The organism is Alishewanella sp. SMS8 (assembly GCF_030737935.1).
Classification (GTDB): domain Bacteria; phylum Pseudomonadota; class Gammaproteobacteria; order Enterobacterales; family Alteromonadaceae; genus Alishewanella; species Alishewanella maricola.
Map to the genome: position 1 here is coordinate 1,323,933 of NZ_JAPJEA010000001.1, position 22,536 is coordinate 1,346,468.

Annotated in this window: 20 protein-coding genes; 8 read left to right on the forward strand and 12 right to left on the reverse strand. The window is 46.7% G+C overall.

Annotated features, from left to right (window positions below):
* Positions 1-42: 42 nt before the first annotated feature.
* Positions 43-1,413 (reverse strand): peptidoglycan DD-metalloendopeptidase family protein, encoded by a 1,371-nt coding sequence (locus ORJ01_RS06120; RefSeq protein WP_306177294.1) that lies wholly within the window; start codon positions 1,411-1,413, stop codon positions 43-45.
* Positions 1,414-1,666: 253 nt separating this feature from the next.
* Between ORJ01_RS06120 and ORJ01_RS06125 the strand changes: the two genes are divergently transcribed.
* Entirely contained in the window at positions 1,667-3,319 is a 1,653-nt protein-coding gene (locus ORJ01_RS06125) for an amidohydrolase (RefSeq protein WP_306177295.1), read from the forward strand.
* Positions 3,320-3,397: 78 nt separating this feature from the next.
* Here ORJ01_RS06125 and ORJ01_RS06130 read toward each other — a convergent pair whose 3' ends face one another.
* A complete protein-coding gene (locus ORJ01_RS06130) occupies positions 3,398-3,769 on the reverse strand; it encodes an HPF/RaiA family ribosome-associated protein (protein ID WP_226750406.1) in 372 nt (123 codons plus the stop codon).
* Between the two features lie 190 nt (positions 3,770-3,959).
* On the opposite strand from ORJ01_RS06130, the gene ORJ01_RS06135 reads away from it, so the two are divergent.
* The 4 genes from ORJ01_RS06135 to ORJ01_RS06150 all read left to right on the forward strand — a co-directional run bounded on the left by ORJ01_RS06135 (position 3,960) and on the right by ORJ01_RS06150 (position 7,086).
* Positions 3,960-4,727, forward strand: coding sequence for an RNA methyltransferase (locus ORJ01_RS06135; protein WP_306177296.1), 768 nt, complete (start codon positions 3,960-3,962; stop codon positions 4,725-4,727).
* Complete coding sequence (gene cysM / locus ORJ01_RS06140; RefSeq protein WP_226750408.1) at positions 4,724-5,608, forward strand: cysteine synthase CysM; 885 nt, start codon at positions 4,724-4,726, stop codon at positions 5,606-5,608. The genes ORJ01_RS06135 and cysM overlap by 4 nt, the downstream gene beginning before the upstream one ends.
* 12 nt (positions 5,609-5,620) lie before the next feature.
* Positions 5,621-6,511: a DMT family transporter gene (locus ORJ01_RS06145; RefSeq protein ID WP_306177297.1), complete on the forward strand. Its 891-nt coding sequence runs from the start codon at positions 5,621-5,623 to the stop codon at positions 6,509-6,511.
* 119 nt (positions 6,512-6,630) lie between these two features.
* The gene (locus ORJ01_RS06150; RefSeq protein WP_226750410.1) at positions 6,631-7,086 is read left to right on the forward strand and encodes a GNAT family N-acetyltransferase; all 456 of its coding nucleotides are present in this window, start codon (positions 6,631-6,633) and stop codon (positions 7,084-7,086) included.
* A 148-nt stretch (positions 7,087-7,234) separates the two neighbouring features.
* Here the strand turns inward: ORJ01_RS06150 and ORJ01_RS06155 are convergent, their stop codons facing one another.
* Together ORJ01_RS06155 and ORJ01_RS06160 are read right to left on the reverse strand one after the other, a co-directional pair.
* Positions 7,235-9,313 (reverse strand): TonB-dependent receptor domain-containing protein, encoded by a 2,079-nt coding sequence (locus tag ORJ01_RS06155; RefSeq protein ID WP_306177298.1) that lies wholly within the window; start codon positions 9,311-9,313, stop codon positions 7,235-7,237.
* A gap of 111 nt (positions 9,314-9,424) precedes the next feature.
* Positions 9,425-10,129 carry a 2OG-Fe(II) oxygenase gene (locus ORJ01_RS06160; protein ID WP_226750412.1) on the reverse strand — a complete coding sequence of 235 codons (705 nt, stop codon included), beginning with the start codon at positions 10,127-10,129 and terminating at the stop codon, positions 9,425-9,427.
* A gap of 16 nt (positions 10,130-10,145) precedes the next feature.
* Between ORJ01_RS06160 and ORJ01_RS06165 the strand changes: the two genes are divergently transcribed.
* Both ORJ01_RS06165 and ggt read left to right on the forward strand, forming a co-directional pair.
* On the forward strand, positions 10,146-10,544 hold the full coding sequence (locus ORJ01_RS06165; protein WP_226750413.1) for a thioesterase family protein: 399 nt from the start codon (positions 10,146-10,148) through the stop codon (positions 10,542-10,544).
* A gap of 92 nt (positions 10,545-10,636) precedes the next feature.
* Positions 10,637-12,355, forward strand: coding sequence for a gamma-glutamyltransferase (gene ggt / locus ORJ01_RS06170; protein ID WP_371930711.1), 1,719 nt, complete (start codon positions 10,637-10,639; stop codon positions 12,353-12,355).
* Positions 12,356-12,359: 4 nt separating this feature from the next.
* Here the strand turns inward: ggt and ORJ01_RS06175 are convergent, their stop codons facing one another.
* From ORJ01_RS06175 to ORJ01_RS06205, 7 genes are all read right to left on the reverse strand, one after another.
* Positions 12,360-12,932: an acyl-CoA thioesterase gene (locus ORJ01_RS06175; protein WP_226750414.1), complete on the reverse strand. Its 573-nt coding sequence runs from the start codon at positions 12,930-12,932 to the stop codon at positions 12,360-12,362.
* A gap of 31 nt (positions 12,933-12,963) precedes the next feature.
* Positions 12,964-13,320 (reverse strand): DUF2288 domain-containing protein, encoded by a 357-nt coding sequence (locus ORJ01_RS06180; RefSeq protein ID WP_306177299.1) that lies wholly within the window; start codon positions 13,318-13,320, stop codon positions 12,964-12,966.
* A 25-nt stretch (positions 13,321-13,345) separates the two neighbouring features.
* Positions 13,346-14,695, reverse strand: a complete 1,350-nt coding sequence (locus ORJ01_RS06185) for a sigma 54-interacting transcriptional regulator (protein WP_229584703.1) — start codon at positions 14,693-14,695, stop codon at positions 13,346-13,348.
* Positions 14,688-15,296, reverse strand: coding sequence for a hypothetical protein (locus tag ORJ01_RS06190; RefSeq protein WP_306177300.1), 609 nt, complete (start codon positions 15,294-15,296; stop codon positions 14,688-14,690). The genes ORJ01_RS06185 and ORJ01_RS06190 overlap by 8 nt, the downstream gene beginning before the upstream one ends.
* Entirely contained in the window at positions 15,293-16,714 is a 1,422-nt protein-coding gene (locus ORJ01_RS06195) for a HAMP domain-containing sensor histidine kinase (protein ID WP_306177301.1), read from the reverse strand. The genes ORJ01_RS06190 and ORJ01_RS06195 overlap by 4 nt, the downstream gene beginning before the upstream one ends.
* 133 nt (positions 16,715-16,847) lie before the next feature.
* Positions 16,848-17,036 carry a hypothetical protein gene (locus tag ORJ01_RS06200; RefSeq protein WP_226750419.1) on the reverse strand — a complete coding sequence of 63 codons (189 nt, stop codon included), beginning with the start codon at positions 17,034-17,036 and terminating at the stop codon, positions 16,848-16,850.
* Positions 17,037-17,349: 313 nt separating this feature from the next.
* Entirely contained in the window at positions 17,350-18,576 is a 1,227-nt protein-coding gene (locus ORJ01_RS06205; RefSeq protein WP_306177302.1) for an adenosine deaminase family protein, read from the reverse strand.
* Between the two features lie 313 nt (positions 18,577-18,889).
* Here ORJ01_RS06205 and ORJ01_RS06210 point away from each other — a divergent pair, with 313 nt between their 5' ends.
* The gene (locus ORJ01_RS06210) at positions 18,890-20,659 is read left to right on the forward strand and encodes a methyl-accepting chemotaxis protein (RefSeq protein ID WP_306177303.1); all 1,770 of its coding nucleotides are present in this window, start codon (positions 18,890-18,892) and stop codon (positions 20,657-20,659) included.
* A gap of 34 nt (positions 20,660-20,693) precedes the next feature.
* Here the strand turns inward: ORJ01_RS06210 and ORJ01_RS06215 are convergent, their stop codons facing one another.
* Positions 20,694-22,313: a methyl-accepting chemotaxis protein gene (locus ORJ01_RS06215; protein ID WP_306177304.1), complete on the reverse strand. Its 1,620-nt coding sequence runs from the start codon at positions 22,311-22,313 to the stop codon at positions 20,694-20,696.
* Between the last annotated feature and the right edge of the window lie 223 nt (positions 22,314-22,536).

A 22,536-nucleotide genomic window follows, 5' to 3' on the forward strand; every position in this document is an offset into this window, starting at 1 on the left:
ACTTCACCGGCTTTTTTTATGCAGCTTAACAACGCGTTAAACTTATTCTGCGTTATCCTCTAGCGTGCTACTGGCTGCATTTTTCGCCAATAAGCTTTGCTGTTCCATTTGTGCCGTCAATTGCTTCACTCGCTTAGCAAAGCTGGCTCTGGATTCAGCAGATACCGGCTTTGCTAATGGAATATGCGCCGTCATCGGATTCACGGGCCGGTTATTGATATGCAGTTCGTAATGTAAATGCGGCCCTGTAGAGCGGCCAGTATTACCCGATAAGGCAATACGTTGACCACGGGTAACCCGCTGCCCGCGCTGCACATTAAAGCGGCTTAAATGTAAGTAACGGGTTTTGTAATTACCAAAATGCTGGATCTCAATATATTTACCCGCATAAGGATGGTTTTCAATCCGAGTGACCACGCCATCTGCCGGGGCTAACACCGGCGAACCAACTGGTAACGGGAAGTCTGTACCATTGTGCGGTGACACACGTTGCGTGATCGGATGTAAGCGGCGCGGGTTAAAATGCGAGCTGATACGCTGTTGCTTTTGTAGCGGGTAGCGCGAGAACGCACGCTCTAAACTGTCGCCATTTGCATCATAATATTGGCCATCTTCATGCATAAAGGCGCTGAGGGTTTGCCGACGATTCAAAATACGAATGCCTTCAATGCGGCTTTGCCCAGTACTTTCTTCACCCACGAAGTTTTCACTGCGCAGCACTTGAAACTGGGCGCCGGCTTGGATGTCACGCGAAAAATTCAAGCGCTCTTTAAACAGTTGATTAATGTTATAGATATCAGCATCGCTTAAACCCGCACGCTGCGCAGAGACATAAAAGCTGCCGTATACTTCACCCACCAGAATATTGCTTTGCCACACGCCGTCATCCACGATTTCTTGATAAGCAAACTCATCTGCAGCGACCCGTTGATACACCACTTTTTTACCGGCATGAATATACAGCTCCATGCTTTGTAACTCACCAACATCATCTAACTGTAAGGTCAGTCGATTACCCGGGTGCAGCACGTCAAGCGCCAGCAAGGATTCATCAGAGGCCATTACCTGCTGAACCGTTTGGTAACTGAGGTTATAACGCGCAAAAATACGGCTTAAACTATCGCCACGCGATATCTGGTACACTTTTACAAAGGGATCTTCAACCGGCTCGGTTTGCAGTTGTTGATGTACCCAACTTAACGCTTGCTCTAACGGCAGTAGTTCGACATTTTGCGGGGCATATTGTAAGCCCATCCCCAGCATAAGCGGTAATACGCCCATGCCACTCGGCTGTGTTTCCTGTGGTTTTGGTAACACCAGCAAGACACTCAAGCCCAGCAAACAACCTAACATAAGGCGTTGATGCAAGGCCGGCACTCGACGCCGAAAATCATTGATGAAGTTATTAACCATTTTGCATTCTTTCTTATCGGTTGAGGAAGGTGAATGTGGCTGCGGCATTCACTTAGCAAGGCATCACCGCGAAGGCTCGCAGCGGCACTGAAAAAAATCATTCTATGCCATCAGTCAACGTTTTGCATCCCCACTTTAGCGCTGTTTAACAGATATAATAGCGAGTTTGTTGCATGTTATCGCAAGCATCTGCCCGAATCGACAGAGAGCTGATATAGTCTGACGGAATTTTCCTCAACTTACAGGTATCGTTATGCTGCGTAAAACCGTCGCACTTCTCAGCTGCCTTTGCAGTTTGTCGCTTAGTGCCGCCCCAGTGGTACTTCATAACATCCATGGCTATGGCTTTGATGAGCAACGACAATTAGTCAAATTCCAAACCTTAGTGTTTGATAACGAAACGGGGCAAGTGTTAGCGCGGGGTGATAGCACCTTACGCCAACAGTATGCCCAAGCGACGCAATGGGATGGCCAAGGTAAAACGATACTCCCAGGCCTAATTGATGGTCATGGCCATGTCCTCGGCTTAGGCGATTACCTTAATCAAGCCGATTTACGTGGCATTAGCAGTGAAAAACAATCGGCTGCCAGTGTCGCGGCATTCGCGCAAAGTAACCCAAAACAACAATGGGTAATGGGCCGAGGTTGGAATCAAGTGCTTTGGGATAGCAAAGCCTTCCCAAGCAAAACCAGTTTAGATGAAATGGTCGCTGACAGACCGGTTTATTTGGTTCGCGTTGATGCGCATGCGGCTTGGGTCAACAGTAAGGCACTGGCCTTGGCGGGGATCACGAAAGATACCATCGACCCTCCTGGCGGTGAAATTATTCGCGATGCCAATGGCGAACCCACCGGCGTATTAATTGATAATGCCATGGGCTTAGTACAAAGTAAGATCCCTGCGCCAACCAACGAAGATAAACAAGCAGCGCTAGACAAAGCTTTCGCCCACTTATTAGCCTTAGGGATCACCTCAGTACATGATGCTGGCGTAAGCTCAGAGCTAGCTGCCTTGTATCAGCAGTTGCAACAACAGCAACAACTCGGTGTGCGTATCTATCCGATGCTGTCGGCCAAAGATCCGCAACTCGCCGATTGGTTTAAAAAAGGTATTATGGATGACAGCACTGACTGGTTAGATATTCGGTCGGTAAAAATTTATGGTGACGGTGCCCTGGGCAGCCGTGGCGCAGCGTTACTTAGCGACTACAGTGACCGTGCAGGCCAACAAGGGTTGTTAGTAACACAGCCCGATGCCCTAACCGAAATTATGCGTTTAACCATTGGCGCTGGCTTTCAGGCTAATGTGCATGCCATTGGCGATCGCGCTAATCGTTTAGCATTAGATCGCTTTGAACAACTCAGCCCGCTGGCTGATTTAGCTAAAGCGCGGCATCGGATTGAACATGCGCAAATTGTTTCACCCAAAGACATTCCGCGCTTTAAAGCTTTACATGTGTTACCAGCTATGCAAGCAGTGCACGCCACGTCAGATATGAATATGGCCGGTGATCGCTTAGGTGTGGCACGTTTACGCGGTGCTTATGCATGGCGAACCTTTATCGACCAAGGCAGTATCATTGTTGGTGGTTCAGATTTCCCTGTGGAATTGGCCAACCCGTTTCATGGTTTACATGCCTCAGTAACAAGGCAAGACCAACAAAATCAGCCTGAAGGCGGTTGGATGCCAGAGCAACGCCTCACCTTGGTGGAGGCATTGCGCTCCTTTACCGTTGATGCGGCCTATGGTGCGTTTCAAGAAGATAAAATGGGACATTTACAACCGGGCAGTTGGGCCGATTTTATTTTAGTTGATCGGGATATTTTTAACGTACCGGCGACGGAACTGTGGCAAACCACTACTTTAGAAACGTGGATCCACGGCAAACAACGTTATAAAAAATAACCCAGTAAAAAGCCGCGATTAACGCGGCTATGGATGGCGCTGCTGGCGAAAGCCGCAGCGCAAATAGCTTAAGGCAGTTTATTCTTCGATAACTTCTTCGAGTTCAGAGAAATCTGGGCTCGCTTTGCGGTTATGTTTATCACGTAATTTACCGACAATCGAAGCTAACTTACGTTGTAGCTTATCGGCAGCGCCCGTTACGGCTTGGCCAACCGTTGCAGCATGTTCGGTTACGGCAACAGGTTCAACACCTTCTAATCGAGCCTCTAACAAGCAGCGTTTATCATGGCCATCACGCTTAATGCTGCTGTTCTCATCACTTAAATGCACTTCAACCCGAGTAATGTGATCGGCAAAACGGCTTAATTTGCTGTTTAACGTATCACGGGTAAACTCGGCCAAACGTTCATCGGCCTGAATATGCCGGTCACTGTTTATCTGTACTTGCATAGGCTACTCCTTTTGAAAACGGTGTGTTGTCACTACCAGTGCAGCTCACAATCACTCCGCATGCACTTTATAATTGGTGACAATAAGGCTAACAGTCAAGGGTGAAAGTTCAAAATAACTGACATATTTTCAGACAGCACGGTAAAGTCTGGTTAAAATAGCCAAATGTTAAATCACTATAGCCGGCAATATGATAAGCATTAAATGGGCGAAGCTAATTAAATCGCTTCAGCTAAAAAAACACCGTAAAGCCGAGCAACTGTTTTTTGTCGAAGGTGAAAAAGCGGTATTAGAAGTACTTGCCTCAGGTTGGACAGTGCGTGCACTTTTTGCCACTGAACGCTTTATTGCGACACAACCACAGGCCATTAAAGCAGCACAACTCCTGCAAGCATGTAGTAGTGATGAGCTGGTAAAATGTGGCACTTTTAGTAGTAATGACGCGGCCTTGGCAGTGGTGGCAATGCCGCAATGGCCTGCTTTTAGCCCGACAGCCACTAGCTGGACCTTGGTGCTCGATAACATTAATGATCCAGGTAATCTGGGCAGCATTATTCGCATTGCCGACTGGTATGGTATTCGTCATATTGTCTGTTCACCTGACACGGCCGACTGCTTTAACCCCAAAGTGATTGCGGCGGCTAAAGGCTCTTTTTTACGGGTACAACTGCACTATTTGCCATTAACAGAAGTATTAAGCCACGCCCAGCAACCCATTTATGGCGCCTATTTGGGTGGTGAGTCCATCCATCAATTAAGCTTAAACAGCTTAGGGGGCTATATCGTACTGGGCAATGAAGCCAACGGTATTAGCCAAGACGTTGGCCGCTGGGTCAATCGTCAAATCACTATTCCGGCCTTTGGTAACGCAGAATCGTTAAATGTTGGCATCGCCGCTGCCGTGATTTGTGATAATTTAATGCGCTTAACCGCGCAATCTAAAGAGAGCAACTTATGACCTTTCCTACCATCGAAGCCTATGTTGGCAATACGCCATTGGTGCGCTTGCAACGTATGGCCAGTCACACGCAAAGCGTGGTGTTATGTAAGCTCGAAGGCAATAACCCTGCCGGTTCAGTGAAAGATCGCCCGGCGATGAATATGATTGCAGAGGCCGAGCGCCGTGGCACTATTCAGCCTGGGCAGCGTATTATTGAAGCGACCAGTGGCAATACCGGTATTGCTTTGGCCATGGCGGCTGCCATCAAAGGCTATCCAATGACCCTTATTATGCCCGCCAATGCCACTGAAGAGCGTAAAGCCTCTATGCGAGCCTATGGCGCAGAATTGATTTTAGTCAGTAAAGAACAAGGCATGGAAGGTGCGCGCGATTTGGCCATGCAAATGCAAGCTGATGGCAAAGGTATCGTCTTAGATCAATTTAACAATACGGATAACCCTGCTGCGCATTACCACAGCACGGGGCCTGAGCTTTGGCAGCAAACCGAGGGCAAAATAACCCATTTCGTTTCCAGCATGGGCACTACCGGTACCATCATGGGCACTTCGCGTTATTTAAAAGAACAAAACCCAGCGATTCAAATCATTGGTTTGCAGCCCGCCGAAGGCGCTAGTATTCCGGGGATCCGTCGTTGGCCGGCTGAATACCTGCCGGGCTTTTTTCAAGCCGAACGTGTTGATCAAGTGATCGATATTGCACAAGACGCCGCACTGGATACTATGCGGCGCCTGGCCAAAGAAGAAGGCATTTTCGCCGGTGTCAGCTCAGGAGGCTCGGTATTCGCGGCTTTGCAAATCGCTGAACAAAATCCCGGCTCAATAGTGGTTGCGATTATTTGCGATCGCGGAGATCGCTACCTATCATCCAATATTTTTTAAGCGCAGCGCAGCGTGAGTTTTGAATATCTGGCGCTGCTTGCCGCGGCTTGCTGGGCCTTTGGCAGTTTATTGTCGGCGCAAGCCGCAACGCATCTGGGTGCCTTTGCCTTTAATCGCTATCGCATGCTGGTGGCGATGCTGTTGCTTTGGGGCATTTCGCTCCTTACCGAGGGTTGGCGCACATTAGACAGTGATAGCATCTTGCTGTTAACGGTTTCCGGTGTCATTGGTATTGTGATTGGCGATACCGCACTGTTTGCCGCGATGAATCGCTTAGGCCCGCGCCGTGCCGGTGTATTGTTCGCTACCCATGCGTTATTTTCTGTGGTACTCGCTTACTTTTGGCTTGGTGAGACCCTCTGGGGGTTAACCTTGATTGGCAGCAGTATGCTGATGGGTGGCGTGATGATTGCAATTTTATTTGGTAAACGTCGCGCAGAGCAACACATCTGGGAAACCAATCAATATGGTTTAGCCAGTGGCATAGCCTTAGGCTTGCTGGCGGCATTTTGCCAAGCAGTTTCCACCTTAATGCTAAAACCACTGATGCTAAGCGCTATTGATGCGATTGCCGCTTCAGCGGTGCGCATGAGCAGCGGTTTTCTATTACATCTGCTGATTTTTTTACTCGGTTTTCAGGTAGCGCGTAGCCATTTGCCGATGACTGCACGCATTTTATGGTTAGTGATTATCAATGCCAGCTTATCGATGGTGCTGGGCATGACCTTGATTTTGCAGGCCCTAAAATACGGTGATGCCGGCATGGTGGCGATGCTGTCATCGATTAGCCCGGTGTTAGTACTGCCAATGTTATGGTTAGTGTATAAACGCACACCGGCTTGGGGGGCATGGTTAGGTGCTTTATGCACCGTTGTGGGCACCATGTTGATTTTATGGCATTAAATGCAGGCATTTCTGCCAAACCCGTTAGTAAAATTGCAGCATTCCCTGTCGTTCGGCCGTAGCAACCCACTAGCTTGCTCTGATATAGTGCAGTTTCGATAGAAAAAGAGGTTTACAGCATGCAATGGCAGGTCCTTACCTTCGCTGAATTAGACACCCTGACACTTTATTCATTACTGCAACTGCGAGTAGATGTCTTTGTCGTGGAGCAGAACTGTCCTTATCCAGAATTGGACGATAAAGATTTACACCCGCAAACACGCCATGTGATGTTGAAAAAAGGCGACAAAGTGATCGCTTACTCACGTATTTTAGCGCCAGATGTCAGCTTTAAAGGCTTTCCAGGTATTGGTCGCGTGTGCATTTCTCAAACCGCACGCCGATTGGGTTTAGGTAAAATCTTAGTCGAAAGAACATTAGCGGAAGTCGCCAACTTATGGCCTGATACAGATGTGCATATTTCAGCGCAGTGCTATTTACAACGCTTTTATCAAGATCTCGGTTTTGCTGCTGCCAGTGAGCCTTATCTAGAAGATGATATTCCACATTTAAAGATGATCCGTGCTGCGCACTAAGTGTGCTACTACCAATGTAAAAGCGGGTGAGTATTAAGCAATAAAAAACCCGCTATATCTCAGTAACACCGATCAGTTTAGTGTTTAACTGATCGGCATCACCGAATCACCGAATCACGGCGGGTTTTTCTAATAAGCAGCGGCCTGCTTAGAACCGATAACGAAAGCCCGCTTCAACAGAGCGTTCAGTGCCGACATAAATACCTTGGCGTAAACCAGTAATGTAGTCTTTATCTGTCAGGTTTTTCACTGAACCAAAAACGGTAAAGCCTTCAAATACCTGATACTGCGCAAACAAATCATACACCGTGTAAGCCGGTAACAAGCCTCCCCAAATGCCGCCTGCCGCAGTCGATGGAATCGCCACTTGGTTACTGGCATCACCATATTGTTCACCACGGTGATGTGCCGATAAACTCAAGCTTACGGCTTCAATGTTGTAGCTCAATGCCATATTAGCGAGTAACTTAGGCGCATAAGGTAAGCGATTACCTGCAAAATCTCCTGTTTCAAACTCAGACGTTGGCACCCAGGTTGCATTACTGTCGATCCGAAACCCCGCACCAAGGTTATAGCCGAGTACCAACTCCATCCCTGCATGCTTAGTGGCACCGGCGTTCGACTGGGATAAATTCGGGTTACTGTTACCGGTAACCACTTGATTAGTGAAGTCCATGTAAAACGCGGCGGCTTCATAATTCAACTCACCCGCATTACCACGTATGCCAACCTCGTAATTCGTCGATTGCTCACCATCTAACAATTGATCAGCCAAACCATCTAACGCCACACCATTAGATGCCGGCGAAAACGCACGGTACACACCACCATATAACTGGCTGGCTGGGGTTAACTCATAAGTAGCACCGACACCTGGTAAAAACTCCGTATTGCTGGTTTTGGCCGTTGCACCGTTATCGGTTAACACCACACGTTTTTGCTCGTAGGACTCTACACGTAAGCCTGGGGTCACGGCTAAAGCGCCGGTTAACTGGATACGGCTTTGCGCATAAGCAGCAATACTGGTGGCAGAATCAATAATATGCCGGTCGTTAACACCTGAGCGATCCGACAAACGCGTTGCACGGATGCGATTATCATCGGCCTCTTCTTTCATTAAACGTAAGCCAAACTCCGTCGCGGCAGCGGCGCCCATGAAGTCTTGATCAAAGCTTAAACGGCTTTCAATACCAACACGTTCGAAGCTGCGGTTATTGCCGGTTAAGGTATCCGCATACACCCAACGGCCAGCAGCATTAGACGCCGCCGTATTAACATCATAACGCCAGTAATCGCGAGTAATATCACTCCAATACACGAGGGTGTTGAGTTTAGTAGTGTCGCTAAGCAGCAATTCATGGTTTAAATCAAATGCCGTTCGATCAGTTAAATACCAATCATCAGGTGCAGCGTTATAACGTTCGCCATTTTCAAAAGCGTCTAAAAAAATACCACGATAGGAAATATTGGCGTCGTTTTCATGATAAGCAAACTTCAGCCCGACTTTTTGCGTGTCACTTAAAGCAATACCGGCTTTGACCATCACATCTGACATGTCATAGCCTTTATCCATAAAGCCGTCGCTGCTCGCTTGCGTGGCAACAATACCCGCAAAAGCATCTTCAGCGGCGTTAGTGGCGCCCGCCTCTACATTCACTTCTTGCATATTGAACGAGCCAACACGCGCAGATAACTGTACGCCATCATCCGGATTTTTGGTGATGTAGTTCACTACGCCGCCGATGGTAGAAGGGCCATAACGTAATGAGGCCGAACCTTTTAACACTTCGACCGACTCTACTCGCTGAATACGGGTGTTAAAATAGCGATCGTTACCAATAAATAAACCCGGTGCCACTGGCACACCGTCTTCTAATAATAACGATTTTGACTCACTGGCCGACAAACCGCGCATACCAAAGTTAGCAACAATGGCAGTTTCTTCTTCGCTTTTAAGGTTAATGCCTGGCACGCGACGCAGCACGTCTTCGGTAGATAAGGGTTGTACTTGCTCTATTTGCTTGCGGTCAATCAAGATAACCGAGCCGGTTTCATCAAACACATGGCTCTGCTGTTGGCCTTTGATTTTCAACACTTCGATAGCCGGCATAATTTTACTGGCTTGTTGATCAGGGCTGGTCACTTCAGCGGTTTCGGCTTGAGTACTCGCAGCAGCGAATGAGCATAAAATGGCAGCAGCAATTGGATGATAATTCAGATATTTCATAGCAACCTATCTAATTTAATAATGGTTCAACAAGTAAAGTGGGCGCAAGAATAGCACCCATTAATACCAATGACAATTATTATCATTTAGATTTGCGTAAGCATTGCTAAATTATAGAGTGGGCGCGGCGTATAATTGCTCTGCCCGGTTAAACAAGATCCAACTGGTGAGGATATATTTGTCGTTCGATACCGGCGTGCAACCGCGGTGCGTATGCGTGAAGTAAGCCGGTGCAATCACCATGCGGCCCTGTTGCGGTTGAATAGATTTCTGCTGATAAAAAAACTCGGTTTGACCGCCTTCTGCCACATCATTTAAATAAAACATAAATAATAACGTGCGATGCAACGGCTCGTTATCTGGCAGTTGTGGGTATACCTCGCAATGCCAATAGTTATAGTTGCCTTTTGCCTGTTGATATTTTTGCGCTTGGATCGGCCCTAACCGATACAAGGTACGCATAAAACCAAAAGTTTGCTCTTGGCTAAACTGGCCAAAATTATCATGGTTTACCGGCTGCGGTTGCTGAGTGATGGGATCTTGCGTAGTAATCCCAACCGGGGCAATCAAGGCAAAATGGTATTTTTTAAAATACTCATGCGCATAATGCGAAGTGCTCTGTATTACTTGCTGCAGTAGTTGTTGATACTCAGGATATTGATTTAAATATAAGTCAGTACTGATTTTTTTACTGGTATCTACGCCAGAGCCGGTTCGACCCGCTTGTTTATGTGGGCTTTTGTCAAAAGCACGGATCAACTGTTGGCAAAGAGCCGGGCTTAGCGCATTATCGTATACTTCGATAAAATCGGTCATTTAGGCAATCCTGACTATGTTTACTGAAACTTTGCAGCCCCGCTTCTCAGAAACCGATGCGCTGGGCCATATAAATAACACGGTATTTGCAACCTGGTTTGAAAGCGGCCGCCAAGGCGTTTTTCGCATTTTCACTCCGGATTTAGACGTCAAACGTTGGACGTTGATTATCGCCAGCATTCACATTAATTACCATGCCCAAACGCACTATAACGCCCCTGTCGAGCTACGAACTTGGATCAGCCGTATCGGCGGTAGTTCCTTTGATATTTATCAAGAGGCTTGGCAAAACGGCCAAAAATGCGCATCCGGCACTGCCGTTATGGTGAAGTTCGATTATACACAACAACGCGCCAGTAAGCTGACAACAATAGAGCAAGCCGCGTTAAACTCGCATTTACTGCCCACGCCTTAGCGTTAACGGGGGGCAATTGGTCGAAAGCCACTAGCCAGAGGCGACAATCCCCCGTAAGTTAGCTTGGTACTAGCAACCAACGGAGCCATTAAATGAACTATAAAATCCCCCTGTTGTGTCTCAGCGTGTTAATTTGCATGCCGCTGCAAGCCTTTGATCGGATCACGGGCAAAGACTTTGCCAGCCGCTCAGAAGTGATCGCAACCGAAGCGATGGCCGCAACCAGCCATCCGTTAGCCACACAAATCGCCCTCGATATAATGAAGCAAGGGGGTAATGCCATTGATGCAGCTATTGCCGCTAACGCTGCACTGGGTTTAATGGAACCAACCGGCAATGGTATTGGTGGTGACTTATACGCCATTATCTGGGATGCGAAAACTGGCCGTTTGCACGGTTTAAACGCCTCTGGCCGTTCACCGATGGGGCTGAGTTACGATACCTTAAAAGCCGAGCTGGATAAGCTGGGCCGCCAAGATTTACCGCCACATGGTATGTTGCCGATCAGTGTGCCTGGTGCGGTTGATGGCTGGTTTGAAATGCATCAAAAATTTGGCAAATTATCGATGCCGAAAATTCTGCAGCCTACCATCCAATATGCCGAAAAAGGCTTCCCCGTTACTGAGCTCATTGCTTATTACTGGGATCGCAGCGTGCCGATTTTAAGTAAACAACCGGGGGATTTTAGCGGCACTTATACTATTAATGGCCGCGCGCCAGCCAAAGGCGAAATTTTTAAAAACCCTGCTTTAGCCAACACTTTAAAAGCCATTGCTAAACATGGCCGCGATGCTTTTTATCGTGGTGAGATCACCCGCAAAATTGACAGCTTTATGCAACAAAACGGCGGCTACTTACGCTATGACGATTTTGCCAAACATCGTTCAGATTGGGTTGAGCCGGTAGGTGTTGATTACAAAGGCTATACGCTGTGGGAATTACCACCCAATGGCCAAGGGATTGCGGCCTTACAAATGCTGCAAATTCTAAAAAACTTTGATTTAGCCAAGCTGGGTTTTAACAGCGCAGAAAGTATTCACTTAATGGTGGAAGCGAAAAAGTTGGCGTTTGAAGATCGTGCGAAGTTTTATGCCGATATGGATTTTAATCAATCACCAATTGCCGGCCTGATCTCAGAAGCCTACGGCAAAGAGCGGGCAAAACTGATTGGTGAGCGCGCCGCACAACGGGTTGATGCGGGTAACCCGAATCTGTATGAAGGCGATACTATCTACATGACCACGGCAGACAAAGACGGCAATATGGTGTCGCTTATTCAAAGTAATTACCGCGGCATGGGTTCAGGCGTTACCGTACCAGGCTTGGGTTTTATCTTTCAAGATCGCGGCCAGTTATTCTCTATGGATAAACAGCACGCCAACGCTTATCAACCGGGCAAAAGACCTTTTAATACCATTATCCCGGCCTTTATCACCAAAGATAATAAGCCATTAATGAGCTACGGTGTTATGGGTGGTGCGATGCAACCGCAAGGCCATGTGCAAATCTTGGTGAATATGGTCGACTATGGCATGAACCTACAAGAAGCGGGTGATGCCGCCCGCTGGCAGCATTTAGGAAGTACCGAGCCAACAGATGGCCAAGACGCTTACCTGAAAAATGGCGGTTATATAGAGGTTGAACGCGGAGTACCCTTTGAAACCGTGCGCGAGTTACAGCAACGCGGCCATGACATCCGCTGGGGCTTAGGTGGCTATGGCGGCTATCAAGCTATTATGCGTGATCATGCCAACGGCGTGTGGATTGGCGCCTCTGAATCACGCAAAGATGGTCAAGCAGCAGGTTACTAACACGTTATAAGCTGACGGCATCCGCCGTCAGCGACACCTTGGCATCATGGTGTTGCTCAATATGCCTAATGGCTTGTGTGACATCACCATCAAAAGGCACCGCCGACGCAGTACGTTGTTTACGTAAGCTAATTCGCTCCGCGGCTTTTAAATAGCGCATAATCTCTTCTTCACTTTTTAATTGCAGCCGTGGCACTCGGACGGGTTTACCCGTGTCGCTGTCTTTGGCAATCATCGTGAAGTACGACGAATTACAATGCTTAACCAGCCCGGTTTGAATATTTTGGGCATCAACTCGGATCCCCACCACCATCGAGCTCGCGCCCACATAATTGACGGAGGCGTTTAGTGTGACTAACTCACCCACTTCAATAGGATTAAGAAAATCGACGCGATCTACCGATGCGGTGACGCAATATTTACCGCTAAACTTGGAGCCACAAGCAAAAGCAATTTGGTCCATTAACGACAACAAGTAACCGCCGTGAATTTTCCCGCTAAAGTTAGAATGGGAAGGCAACATCAGCTGCGATAAGGTAATTTGTGAGCATTTTACTGTTTTGTATGCGTTATCCATGGCAAGCACTCCCATATATGTGTGTCACAACTTAGTTTAGTTGCTCTGTTAAAGGTTTGTCTTGCACTAAGATCCACGGCGAAATCACAACTGCCCAAAGCTCCGTTTTTGCCTGATACCATTGCTGCGCTTGTTGCTCTGTGGTGCGACCAATACTGCCCTGACTTAACCAATCGGCAACTTGTGCTTTATTATCCTGACTAAAAGCAAAAGCTACTTCAATTAAATCAGCAACTGGCTCCACGCTGATCACATTGCCCGCAGCATAAAACTTTTGCAACTCGAGCCAACTGATACGCGCCGTTTCGGCAATAATTTTGGCACGGATTAAGGTAGGATCTTCAGCCTCCTCAACCAAATGGGCATCAGGTGGGGTAATCGCAGTCATAACATCCTCAACGTCGTTTAAGCTTTCATTCTTGCTCGTCTTGCTGCTCAGTGATCTGTTGTGCACTGAGCTCGTGTTTTTTCAATAATTTATAAAAATCGGTTCTGTTGCGTCCGGCTAAATCGGCGGCACGGGTCACATTACCTTCGGTCATTTGCAGCACTCGCGTCAAATATTGCCGCTCAAATTGATCACGCGCTTCCGTCAGCGTCGGCCAGTAACTGGTGTTTTGTGATAGCGCTTGCTCAACTAACGCAGCGCTAATAATCGGGCTTTGCGTTAAAGCTACGCATTGCTCCACCACGTTAACTAACTGTCTGACATTTCCCGGCCATTTGGCGGTGGCGAGAATTTGCAGCGCATCGTCTGAAAAACGTGTCACTTTCACGTGATGCCGATCGGCGCTTTGTTGCAGTACATGCCTAGCTAATAACGGAATATCTTCTGCTCGCTGCTCTAAGCCCGGTAATTGTAGGTTTACCACATTTAAACGATAGTATAAATCTTCTCGGAATTGACCTTCAGCCATCGCTTGCTGTAAATCGCGATGCGTGGCCGATAGCACGCGTACATTAATCGGGATCGTTTTAGCACTGCCAACCGGGCGAATTTGTCGCTCTTGCAACGCGCGTAGCAGCTTCACTTGAAGCGCCACCGGCATATCACCAATTTCATCTAAAAATAAAGTACCGCCATCCGCTTCACGAAATAAGCCCAAGTGCTCCGTCACCGCCCCAGTAAAAGCCCCTTTACTGTGACCAAATAACTCTGACTCTAACAAATGCTCGGGTAAGGCCCCGCAGTTAATCGCAACAAAGGGTTTACTGCCACGTGGGCTGGCCTGATGGATAGCATTGGCTAACAACTCTTTACCGGTTCCGCTGGCACCGGTAATTAACACGCTAACATCACGCTGAGCGACACGATAGGCTTGCTCCAGCAAGTCTTGCATCAGTTTACTGCGAGTAATAATAGCGGCACGCCACTGCGCTTGCTCGGGTAACGACTGATTTAAAGCCCGCTGTAACACCTCCCGTAACTCAACCGGATTGAGCGGTTTAGTGAGGAAGCCAAAAACGCCGCGCTGTGTAGCCGCTACCGCTTCTGGAATAGAACCATGTGCGGTCATTAACACCACAGGCAAACCTTTATAGCGCTTGGCAATTTCATCAAATAAACTCATGCCATCTAAACCAGGCATGCGTAAATCGCTTAGCACCACATCAACTGTTTGCTTGGTTAACATACTTAATGCCATTTCAGCACAATCGGCATTTAAAACCTGGTAGCCTTCACCTTCTAAACGTAAGGTTAATAAGCGCAATAAACTCGGATCATCATCGACCAATAATAAACGTGGATTATCTTTAGCCATGGTTTGCTCCATTGCCATTCTCAGGCAGTGGTTGCTGATTCAACTCTGCCTCGATTTGCGTTAAAGCATCGATTTTCTTTTGCAGTTCACGATTAGTTTTTTGGACCCTATCGATCATATCTTGTTGTTGCGCATTCAAACGGGTCACTGCACTGACGGCAGATTCGGCCTCTAATAACTTTTGATTAAACGTTAGCTCCCAGCTAAACAACGCGGCAAGGCGAGGTGGCAAAGACGATAATAATTCTGCTAAATGTGTTTGCACTCGAAAGCGCGTGACATGAGGCATATCAGGATGCAAATTAAGCAGAGCTTGCTGAAATTGAGCCAACTTATCCAACTCTGGTAGACTGCGTAATCGTGCACGCTCGGGCATCGGATCGCTTAGGATTTGCTGCTTGTAATCCAACCACGCTTGCAAACTGGTGGCAGAATCATTTAAGGCCAATTCAAAAACGATTTCAGGCTCAGGTTCAACGAGGGCTGGCACAGCTTCAGGTTCTGGCTCTACCGATGTAGTGGTGCTGGGTAACTCTGGTAAGGTTGTTAATTGACACCCAGCCAGTGTCAGCAACATCAGCAGTAGCACTGCATTCTTCATAGCGGTTTTTCTCCTAAAAACGGCAAGTGAACACGGATACACACATCCGCGTACACAACATCGACGATATCCGCGTGGCCCCCTAACAAACGAGCACAATCGGCAACTATAGACAGGCCTAAGCCAGAGCCTTGTACCGAGTCGAAACGTGGCGTGGTGCCACGTTGAAAGGGTTCAAACAACTTTTCGCGCAGTGCCACCGGAATGGGTGCGCCATTATTCGCCACTTCTAACAAGATCATATCGTCTTGCCGATACAATTTTACCCAAACGGGGCTACTTTCAGCGCCGTAAGCTTGAGCGTTATTGATCAAATTATCTAATATGCGTCGGAACAAGGTGGCATCGGTATAAAGCGTATTCAGCTGGCAATCGAGTTTCACTTGTTGCTGACGCTGCTGCAGCGATAACGCATGATCATTAAAACAAGCTTGCAATAATTGTTGCGGTGTTTGCCAAGCCCACTCTGGTTGAGCTTGTTGCAATAATCGATTGTAATCGAGCAATTGTTCAGTTAACACGCTGAGTCGATCAGCACTGCCATTTAGCAGGGTCACCACTTCTAATTGTTGTGGTGTTAATGGGCCAACCAATTGCTCAGTTAGCAAAGCGCAACCTTCACGAATACTCGACAGGGGCGTTTTTAGTTCATGAGAAGCATGGCGCAGTAAAATCAGTCGCAGCGCTTCTAACTGTTGTAAACGTGAACTTAGCCAACGTAATTGCTCGCCCAGTTCGGTTAATTCACGAGGGCCGCGCAGTTTTTCATCGGGAAATTGATGCTTGGGTTGGCCAATGGCACGGATCATCCGATCAAGCTTTTTCACCGGTGCCGTAATACGGTTAGAGCTCCACAGCACCAGCAGCAAGGTCAGCAGCACCAAAGCAAAGGTTTGCCAAGCAAGTTGTTGCTGGGTGTGCGTGACAAATTGCTGCTGTTCAGACAACTGCCGTTCTAACAGATCCCAAATTTGCTGAGTGATCCGCTGCTGCTGTTGGCGAATTTGCTGCATTAAGCTTTCAGGCGTATTGATGAATTCTTCACTCAGACGTTGGCGCAGCGCTTCTAAAGCGGCTTCTTGCTCGGCGCATAAATTCAGTTGTGGTAAATCCTGACAAACCTGTTGCAGTAATTGCTGCTGATTCTCGATATTCGTTAAAGCCACTCTGCGGATCGCCTCGGTGCGCACCACACCGTATTGCCGCACGGCTCGTTCGATATCAATCACTACACTTTGCATACTTTCCGATTGGCGTACATAGGATACCGAGCGCTCGGCCGAGGTAATCGCGAATGAACTGACGCCACTGAGCGATTTATTACTTTGCCACAGCAGCACCCCCACCGGGATCAATGCTAAAAAGAAACTGAGCAAGACCAGCTGGCGTAACGAGGCAGTTTGGATTGAAAAACGCATAACGACCGAACTCAGACTAAAAGACAGTGCTGGCTAGTTTACTGAAAAAAAGCGCCTTTGTATTGCAGATATAAAAAAGGCCAGCAATGCTGGCCAAGGCAGATTCAGCATAACGCTGCAGATCAGATAAAGCTTACTGCGCCAACTCGGTGGTTAATGAGGCAGTAAAGGTGGTTTGTGGAGCCTGTGCCAGATGCACGGCTTGTTCTTGCTCCCACGCTTGCACACTGCTGTTATTCAAATCGATACGACGCAGCATAGTGAACACAATAGCCATGTTAGCAACCAGAAACAGGGTAACAAAACTTAAAAACATATCCATGATACTTCTCCGCAAATGAAGCCTTGTTGTAGGCGGTTAGAACTGTCTCAGGAGAATCGCGTAAAGGTAAAACTGCTTTGCCTTTACGCTATTCCCCTGCAGTCGTATCATAGATAATGCACGGCGCGTGCCAACATTAAAAATCATCTTTGTTTCAACAGCTTGGGTGATTATCGAGATATTTCAGTGTGGTGAGTTTGGTGAGGGTGTTGCCAATTGGCGACACTAAAAACAGCATAAAATAGATAATGTTTAAAATCAACAACTTAGGCTGTATGCTTTTTGCGACACACAGCCTAAGCCGCTGTTCTAACTAAATAAAACCATAGCGCTGCGCTACGCGATCGAAATATTCTAAACAGTGTTTGGCATATTGACGCTTTTCCACATAGCTTCCTGGGAAAAAGCTCTTCTTAAAACCATAAGCCACCATATCTTTCAGCCGCTTTAATGGCACATCAAAGTTATCTAGCGCCAGCTGATATTCTTTACTGACCGTAGTATTTGACACTAAGCGGTTGTCAGTACAAATGACCGTGGCAATACGGTGCTCTAACATGTCTTTAAATTTATGCTGGCGAATATTGGTAATAGCCGGATTGGTTTGTAAGTTACTGGTCAAGCACACTTCAATTGCAATACGCTTATCGGCAATGTAAGAAGCCAAATTCTGAATATAACTGGCTTTATCTAGAATAGCGGGATCTTTAATCATATCGGGCATAAACATCGAATAACCGTGGCCAATACGATCGGCATAACATTCTGTGATGGCTTCAAACACACTTTCTGCGCCATAAGCTTCACCCGCATGTAAGGTTTTTAATAAAAAGTGTTGATGCGCATATTCATACACTTCTTTGAACTTGCCAGCAGGATAGCCTGCTTCTTGCCCGGCCAAATCTAACCCAACAATCGGGATGCCTTCTTCGTCACGCAACCGCACACTGGCGCGTACTAATTCCATCGCAGCTAGCTTAATCACATCCATCGGCGCAAAATCACGCATTAACTGAAATAAATTGGTGTAATAAGGCGAAAACCCTTTATTGCCAAACATGCGCATCGCGCAATTGATAATGCCGTAATGAAACGGTGGCCGCTCGCCACGCAACACCCGCTCTGTGGCGTTGTACTCTTGCATAGCGCGTTTTAAACCATTGTTCACCGCGTGCATGATTTGGTCAAAGTCGATGCCTCGCGTTAAATCGATTAATAGCTGAGGGGCAAAACGTACCTCGATATAATTGACGCCCTCGGCTTGGTTATCCAACGCCAGCTCATAAGCCGCTTGCTCTAGGTTTTCAGGATCGCGCAGCACCGCACAGGTATATTGAAAGCAGTGTAGATACTCACCTAAATTTTGGTAACGGTCTTTAAACACCAACTCTTTGAGGCCGCTAATACTTTGTGATGGCAATGCCACCTGACTGCGCTGCGCCATCTCAATTAAACTGTCTAAACGCAGGCTACCATCCAGATGCAAGTGTAAGTCGGATTTCGGCATATCTTTAATAAAATCGGCAGAGTATCTAGGCATAATGATTCCTTCTAATTATCCATGCAGAATAGCATAGAAGACTTCGGCAACGCACATGGCTTAAATGTGGGGGGCGACTTAAAAGGCTGGATTCTCTACTAACAAAAGTAGCCATGGCAGCAAACTAGGTTTATGCTTTTAAAAGGTTACTTTTTTCATTCGACGATATAAAAGCGCCATTCAACAAAGGACTGTTATGACCCAACTTATAAAAGCCTAGGCTTAATACGGAGATTTTATGCACTTGAACACTTTTACCATTCGCACAAGACTAATATTAATCGCGTCTGTAGCCGTAACAGCCCTAGGATTTATGTTGTTCCTTATGCAATATCAAGAGCGAACCTTAAGTCAGCTATCTCAAGCAGATAAACTCATCGCTGAATTGAATAGCGGCATGCTGACCTTACGGCGCCATGAAAAAGATTTTTTATTACGAAAAGAATTACGCTATCAACAGCGACATCAAGATACTCAACAACAACTCACTCAAAAAATGACTGAACTGCAAGCGCTATTACAGTCACTCTCGATAGAACAACAACAAACGCAAAAATTTGCCGCTTTAGTTCAGCTTTATGCACAAGCTTTTGATCAGTTAATTTTAACTGAACAACAGATCGGCTTAACCGCAAAAGAAGGGCTAATGGCAAGCTTGATGGAAACTAGCCAACCATTACACAACAGTTTGAGCGACCGCCCTTTTGAACAAGGTTTATACTGGCAGATCCGCTCTGTTGAAAAAGATTTTATCACCTATCTGCAACAAGAAAGTGCTGAGCGCCACCTAACACTTAGCCGCCAGTTATCTGCCACATTAACCCCAGCAGAAGCACTTTTATACAACGACTATCAGACTGTCTTTCAACAACTCGTGGCGCTATTCCAACAACGAGGTTTGACCCCAAGTGAAGGGCTAGAGGGGAATATGCGCCAACAAATCCAAGCAACAGAAACCTTACTTGCAGATATGTCAGAGCAGCTTAGCAGTCGTTTTGAGCTGGCTATGCAAAAAATTAATAGATTGAGCCTTGGCCTATTTGTGCTGATCATCTTTTTGGTGATCTCTTTGGTAAGTTTAATTGCTCGTAGTATCAATAAACCCATTAGCCAAGCCTCAAGCGATTTAGCAAAGATACGAACAAATAAAGATTTTACCCTACGCTTGCAACTCACTGGTAAAGATGAAATTTCAGCTCTCGGTCAGGACATGAACTCCTTGCTTTCCGATGTCCAAAATTTAGTAAAATCAGTGAATCATTCTTTGGAGACATTAGATAAAGTCACGGTTGAACTTGCAAAGACTGCAGCGAGTACCGCAGACGTGACGCAAGCACAACAAGGTGAAACCGATATGGTCGCGACGGCAGTAACCGAGATGGGCGCAACTATTCAGGAAATTGCGACAAATACGGAAGCCGCATCCAATACCGCGCAAACGGCCAATGAGCATGCACAAAAAGGACAGAAACAAGTTAATGATACGGTTACCTATGTGCATGCTCTTGCTGAGCGTTTACAACACGCCAATTTATCAGCAGTTGAGTTACAAAAAGACAGTACCAGTATTGGTTCAGTGCTAGACGTCATCAGAAGTATTGCCGAACAAACGAATTTGCTGGCACTGAATGCCGCCATCGAAGCCGCTCGAGCGGGGGATGCCGGCCGAGGCTTTGCGGTGGTTGCAGATGAAGTGAGAACACTTGCACAGCGAACCCAGCAATCGACTCATCAAATTGAAGGTATTATTCAAAAACTGCAAGAACGCACTAAGGGCATTACCAAGATCATGCAGGAATGTGGTGACGAGGGGGGGCGAAGCGCAACTCAAGCAGCGGCAGCCAGTGAGTTACTTCAAACCATTACCAACGCTGTATCAAATATAATGGACATGACCACTCAAGTCGCTACCGCAATTGAAGAGCAAAGCTCTGTTGCAGCTGAGGTCAATCGTAATGTAGTAAAAATTCGTGACTTATCTGAGGACACTGCTGACGTAGCAGTAAAAACCAATCAATTAAGTGACGATGTGGCCAACCAAGCTAAAATGCTAAGGCTAGAAGTGAACAAGTTTCGTGCCTAAAAAAGCGCCAGCATAACTGGCGCTATCTAGCGCATTACACTTTAAAGCGGCTAACTAACTCGTTTAGTTGTGTCGCTAAACGAGACAGCTCTGAAGCACTGGCCGTGGTTTGATGCGAGCCAGTTGCCGTTTGATTGGCAAGGTCGCTAATGGTAATAATACTTCGATCAATTTCCCGTGCCACTTTCGATTGCTCTTCGGCTGCGCTGGCGATAACGTGGTTTTGATCACTAATACTGGTGATGTTTTCCGCAATACGTGTTAACGCCGTGGCCGCTTCAATTGCCACGTTTTGTGCATTATCCACATTGCTGCTAATTAAGCCCATTGCACTAACGGCTTCTTTTACCGAGGCTTGCACCTGATTGATCATTAATTCAATTTCCCCAGTCGAGGTTTGAGTGCGATGCGCTAAACTACGCACTTCATCGGCGACCACGGCAAAACCACGGCCGGCATCCCCCGCTCGAGCGGCTTCAATGGCCGCATTCAGTGCCAGTAAGTTCGTTTGCTCTGCTACGCTACGAATTACCTCTAATACCTGGTTAATCGAAGACACTTTTTCAGCTAAGACATTAATCACACTGGTACTTTGCCGGACATCGGCATTCATCTTGTCGATAACAGTGCGGGTTTGCAGTACTTTTTTACTGCCATCTTCTGCTAAGGCAGCGGATTGGATAGACGCTTCCGAGGTTTGCATAGCCGTTGCCGCCACTTCATCCACCGCAGAGCTCATTTCGGTTATCGCAGTAGCAGCTTGTTGCACTTCATCATTTTGAAGTTGAATAGCACGAGCGGATTCATCCGTCACCGCATTTAACTCTTCCGCTGCAGAAGCCAGCTGACTGGCTGAACTAGAGATATGACCGATCGCTTCACGCAAATTAGTTTGCATTTGCGAAATGGCTTGCGCTAATTTAGTCAGTTCATCATTACCATCACGACAAACATCCCGCGTTAAATCACTGTTGGCAATAAACTGAGCTGACTCAATAACCTGCGATAAAGGCTGATTAATACTTTTTGAAATCATTAACGCTATCGCAATAGCAGTAATTACGGCTAACGCAATTAATGCGATAACAACCAACTTAGCGCTTTCATAAGCCGCAATCGAAGCGGTTCGAGAATCAGCGACAGACTGCTGATTTATGCTAGTTAACTTTAACAAATTTTGGGTAAGGGTATTTTCTAAGCCATTCATCTGAGGCAACAGATCTAAGGCTTCCCCCGTTTCATCTTGCTTTAGCAAATCAATCACTTGCTGTTGAATGTCTAGATAACTTTCTTCTGCTTTTTTAAAGACATTGAACACTTGTCTCTCTTCTGCAAGCGTAATCACGCTTTCATAAGCTGATACGTTTTTCTTAACCTCTGCCCGGACATTTTCAACTAATTGTAGGGTTTCGCCTTCTTGGCGAATATCCGTTGTTAGCATCAGTCTTAAGGTTAATACCCGCAAGCGAGTTACATTTAGATTTAAGTCTGCCAAATTCATCAACGAAGGTAGAATATTGGTTTCGACTTGACTCGCTCGATCGCGAATATCAGACATCGTGTTCAGGTTATATGCGCCCAAACCCGCTAACATCAAAACGAGCGCTCCAAATGCGCTAAGCAATCGTTTTTGAATACTTAATGACCTGAACATAGGGTGCCTCATTGATCCATTTAGAGATAGTTTATGCCAATAAAACTACCCCCATAAAATAAAGGGTGTGTTTATTCATTTACTCTAGCAGTAAATACGCGGTATAGCAGCTTTTTAATCGGCAATGTTGTTATAAATCCAATACTAACAATCACTGCCCTGTCTATTGGCAATGTTATCGAGTTAGCCAATTTGACCAGTCTGCCGCTTATCAGATCACTAT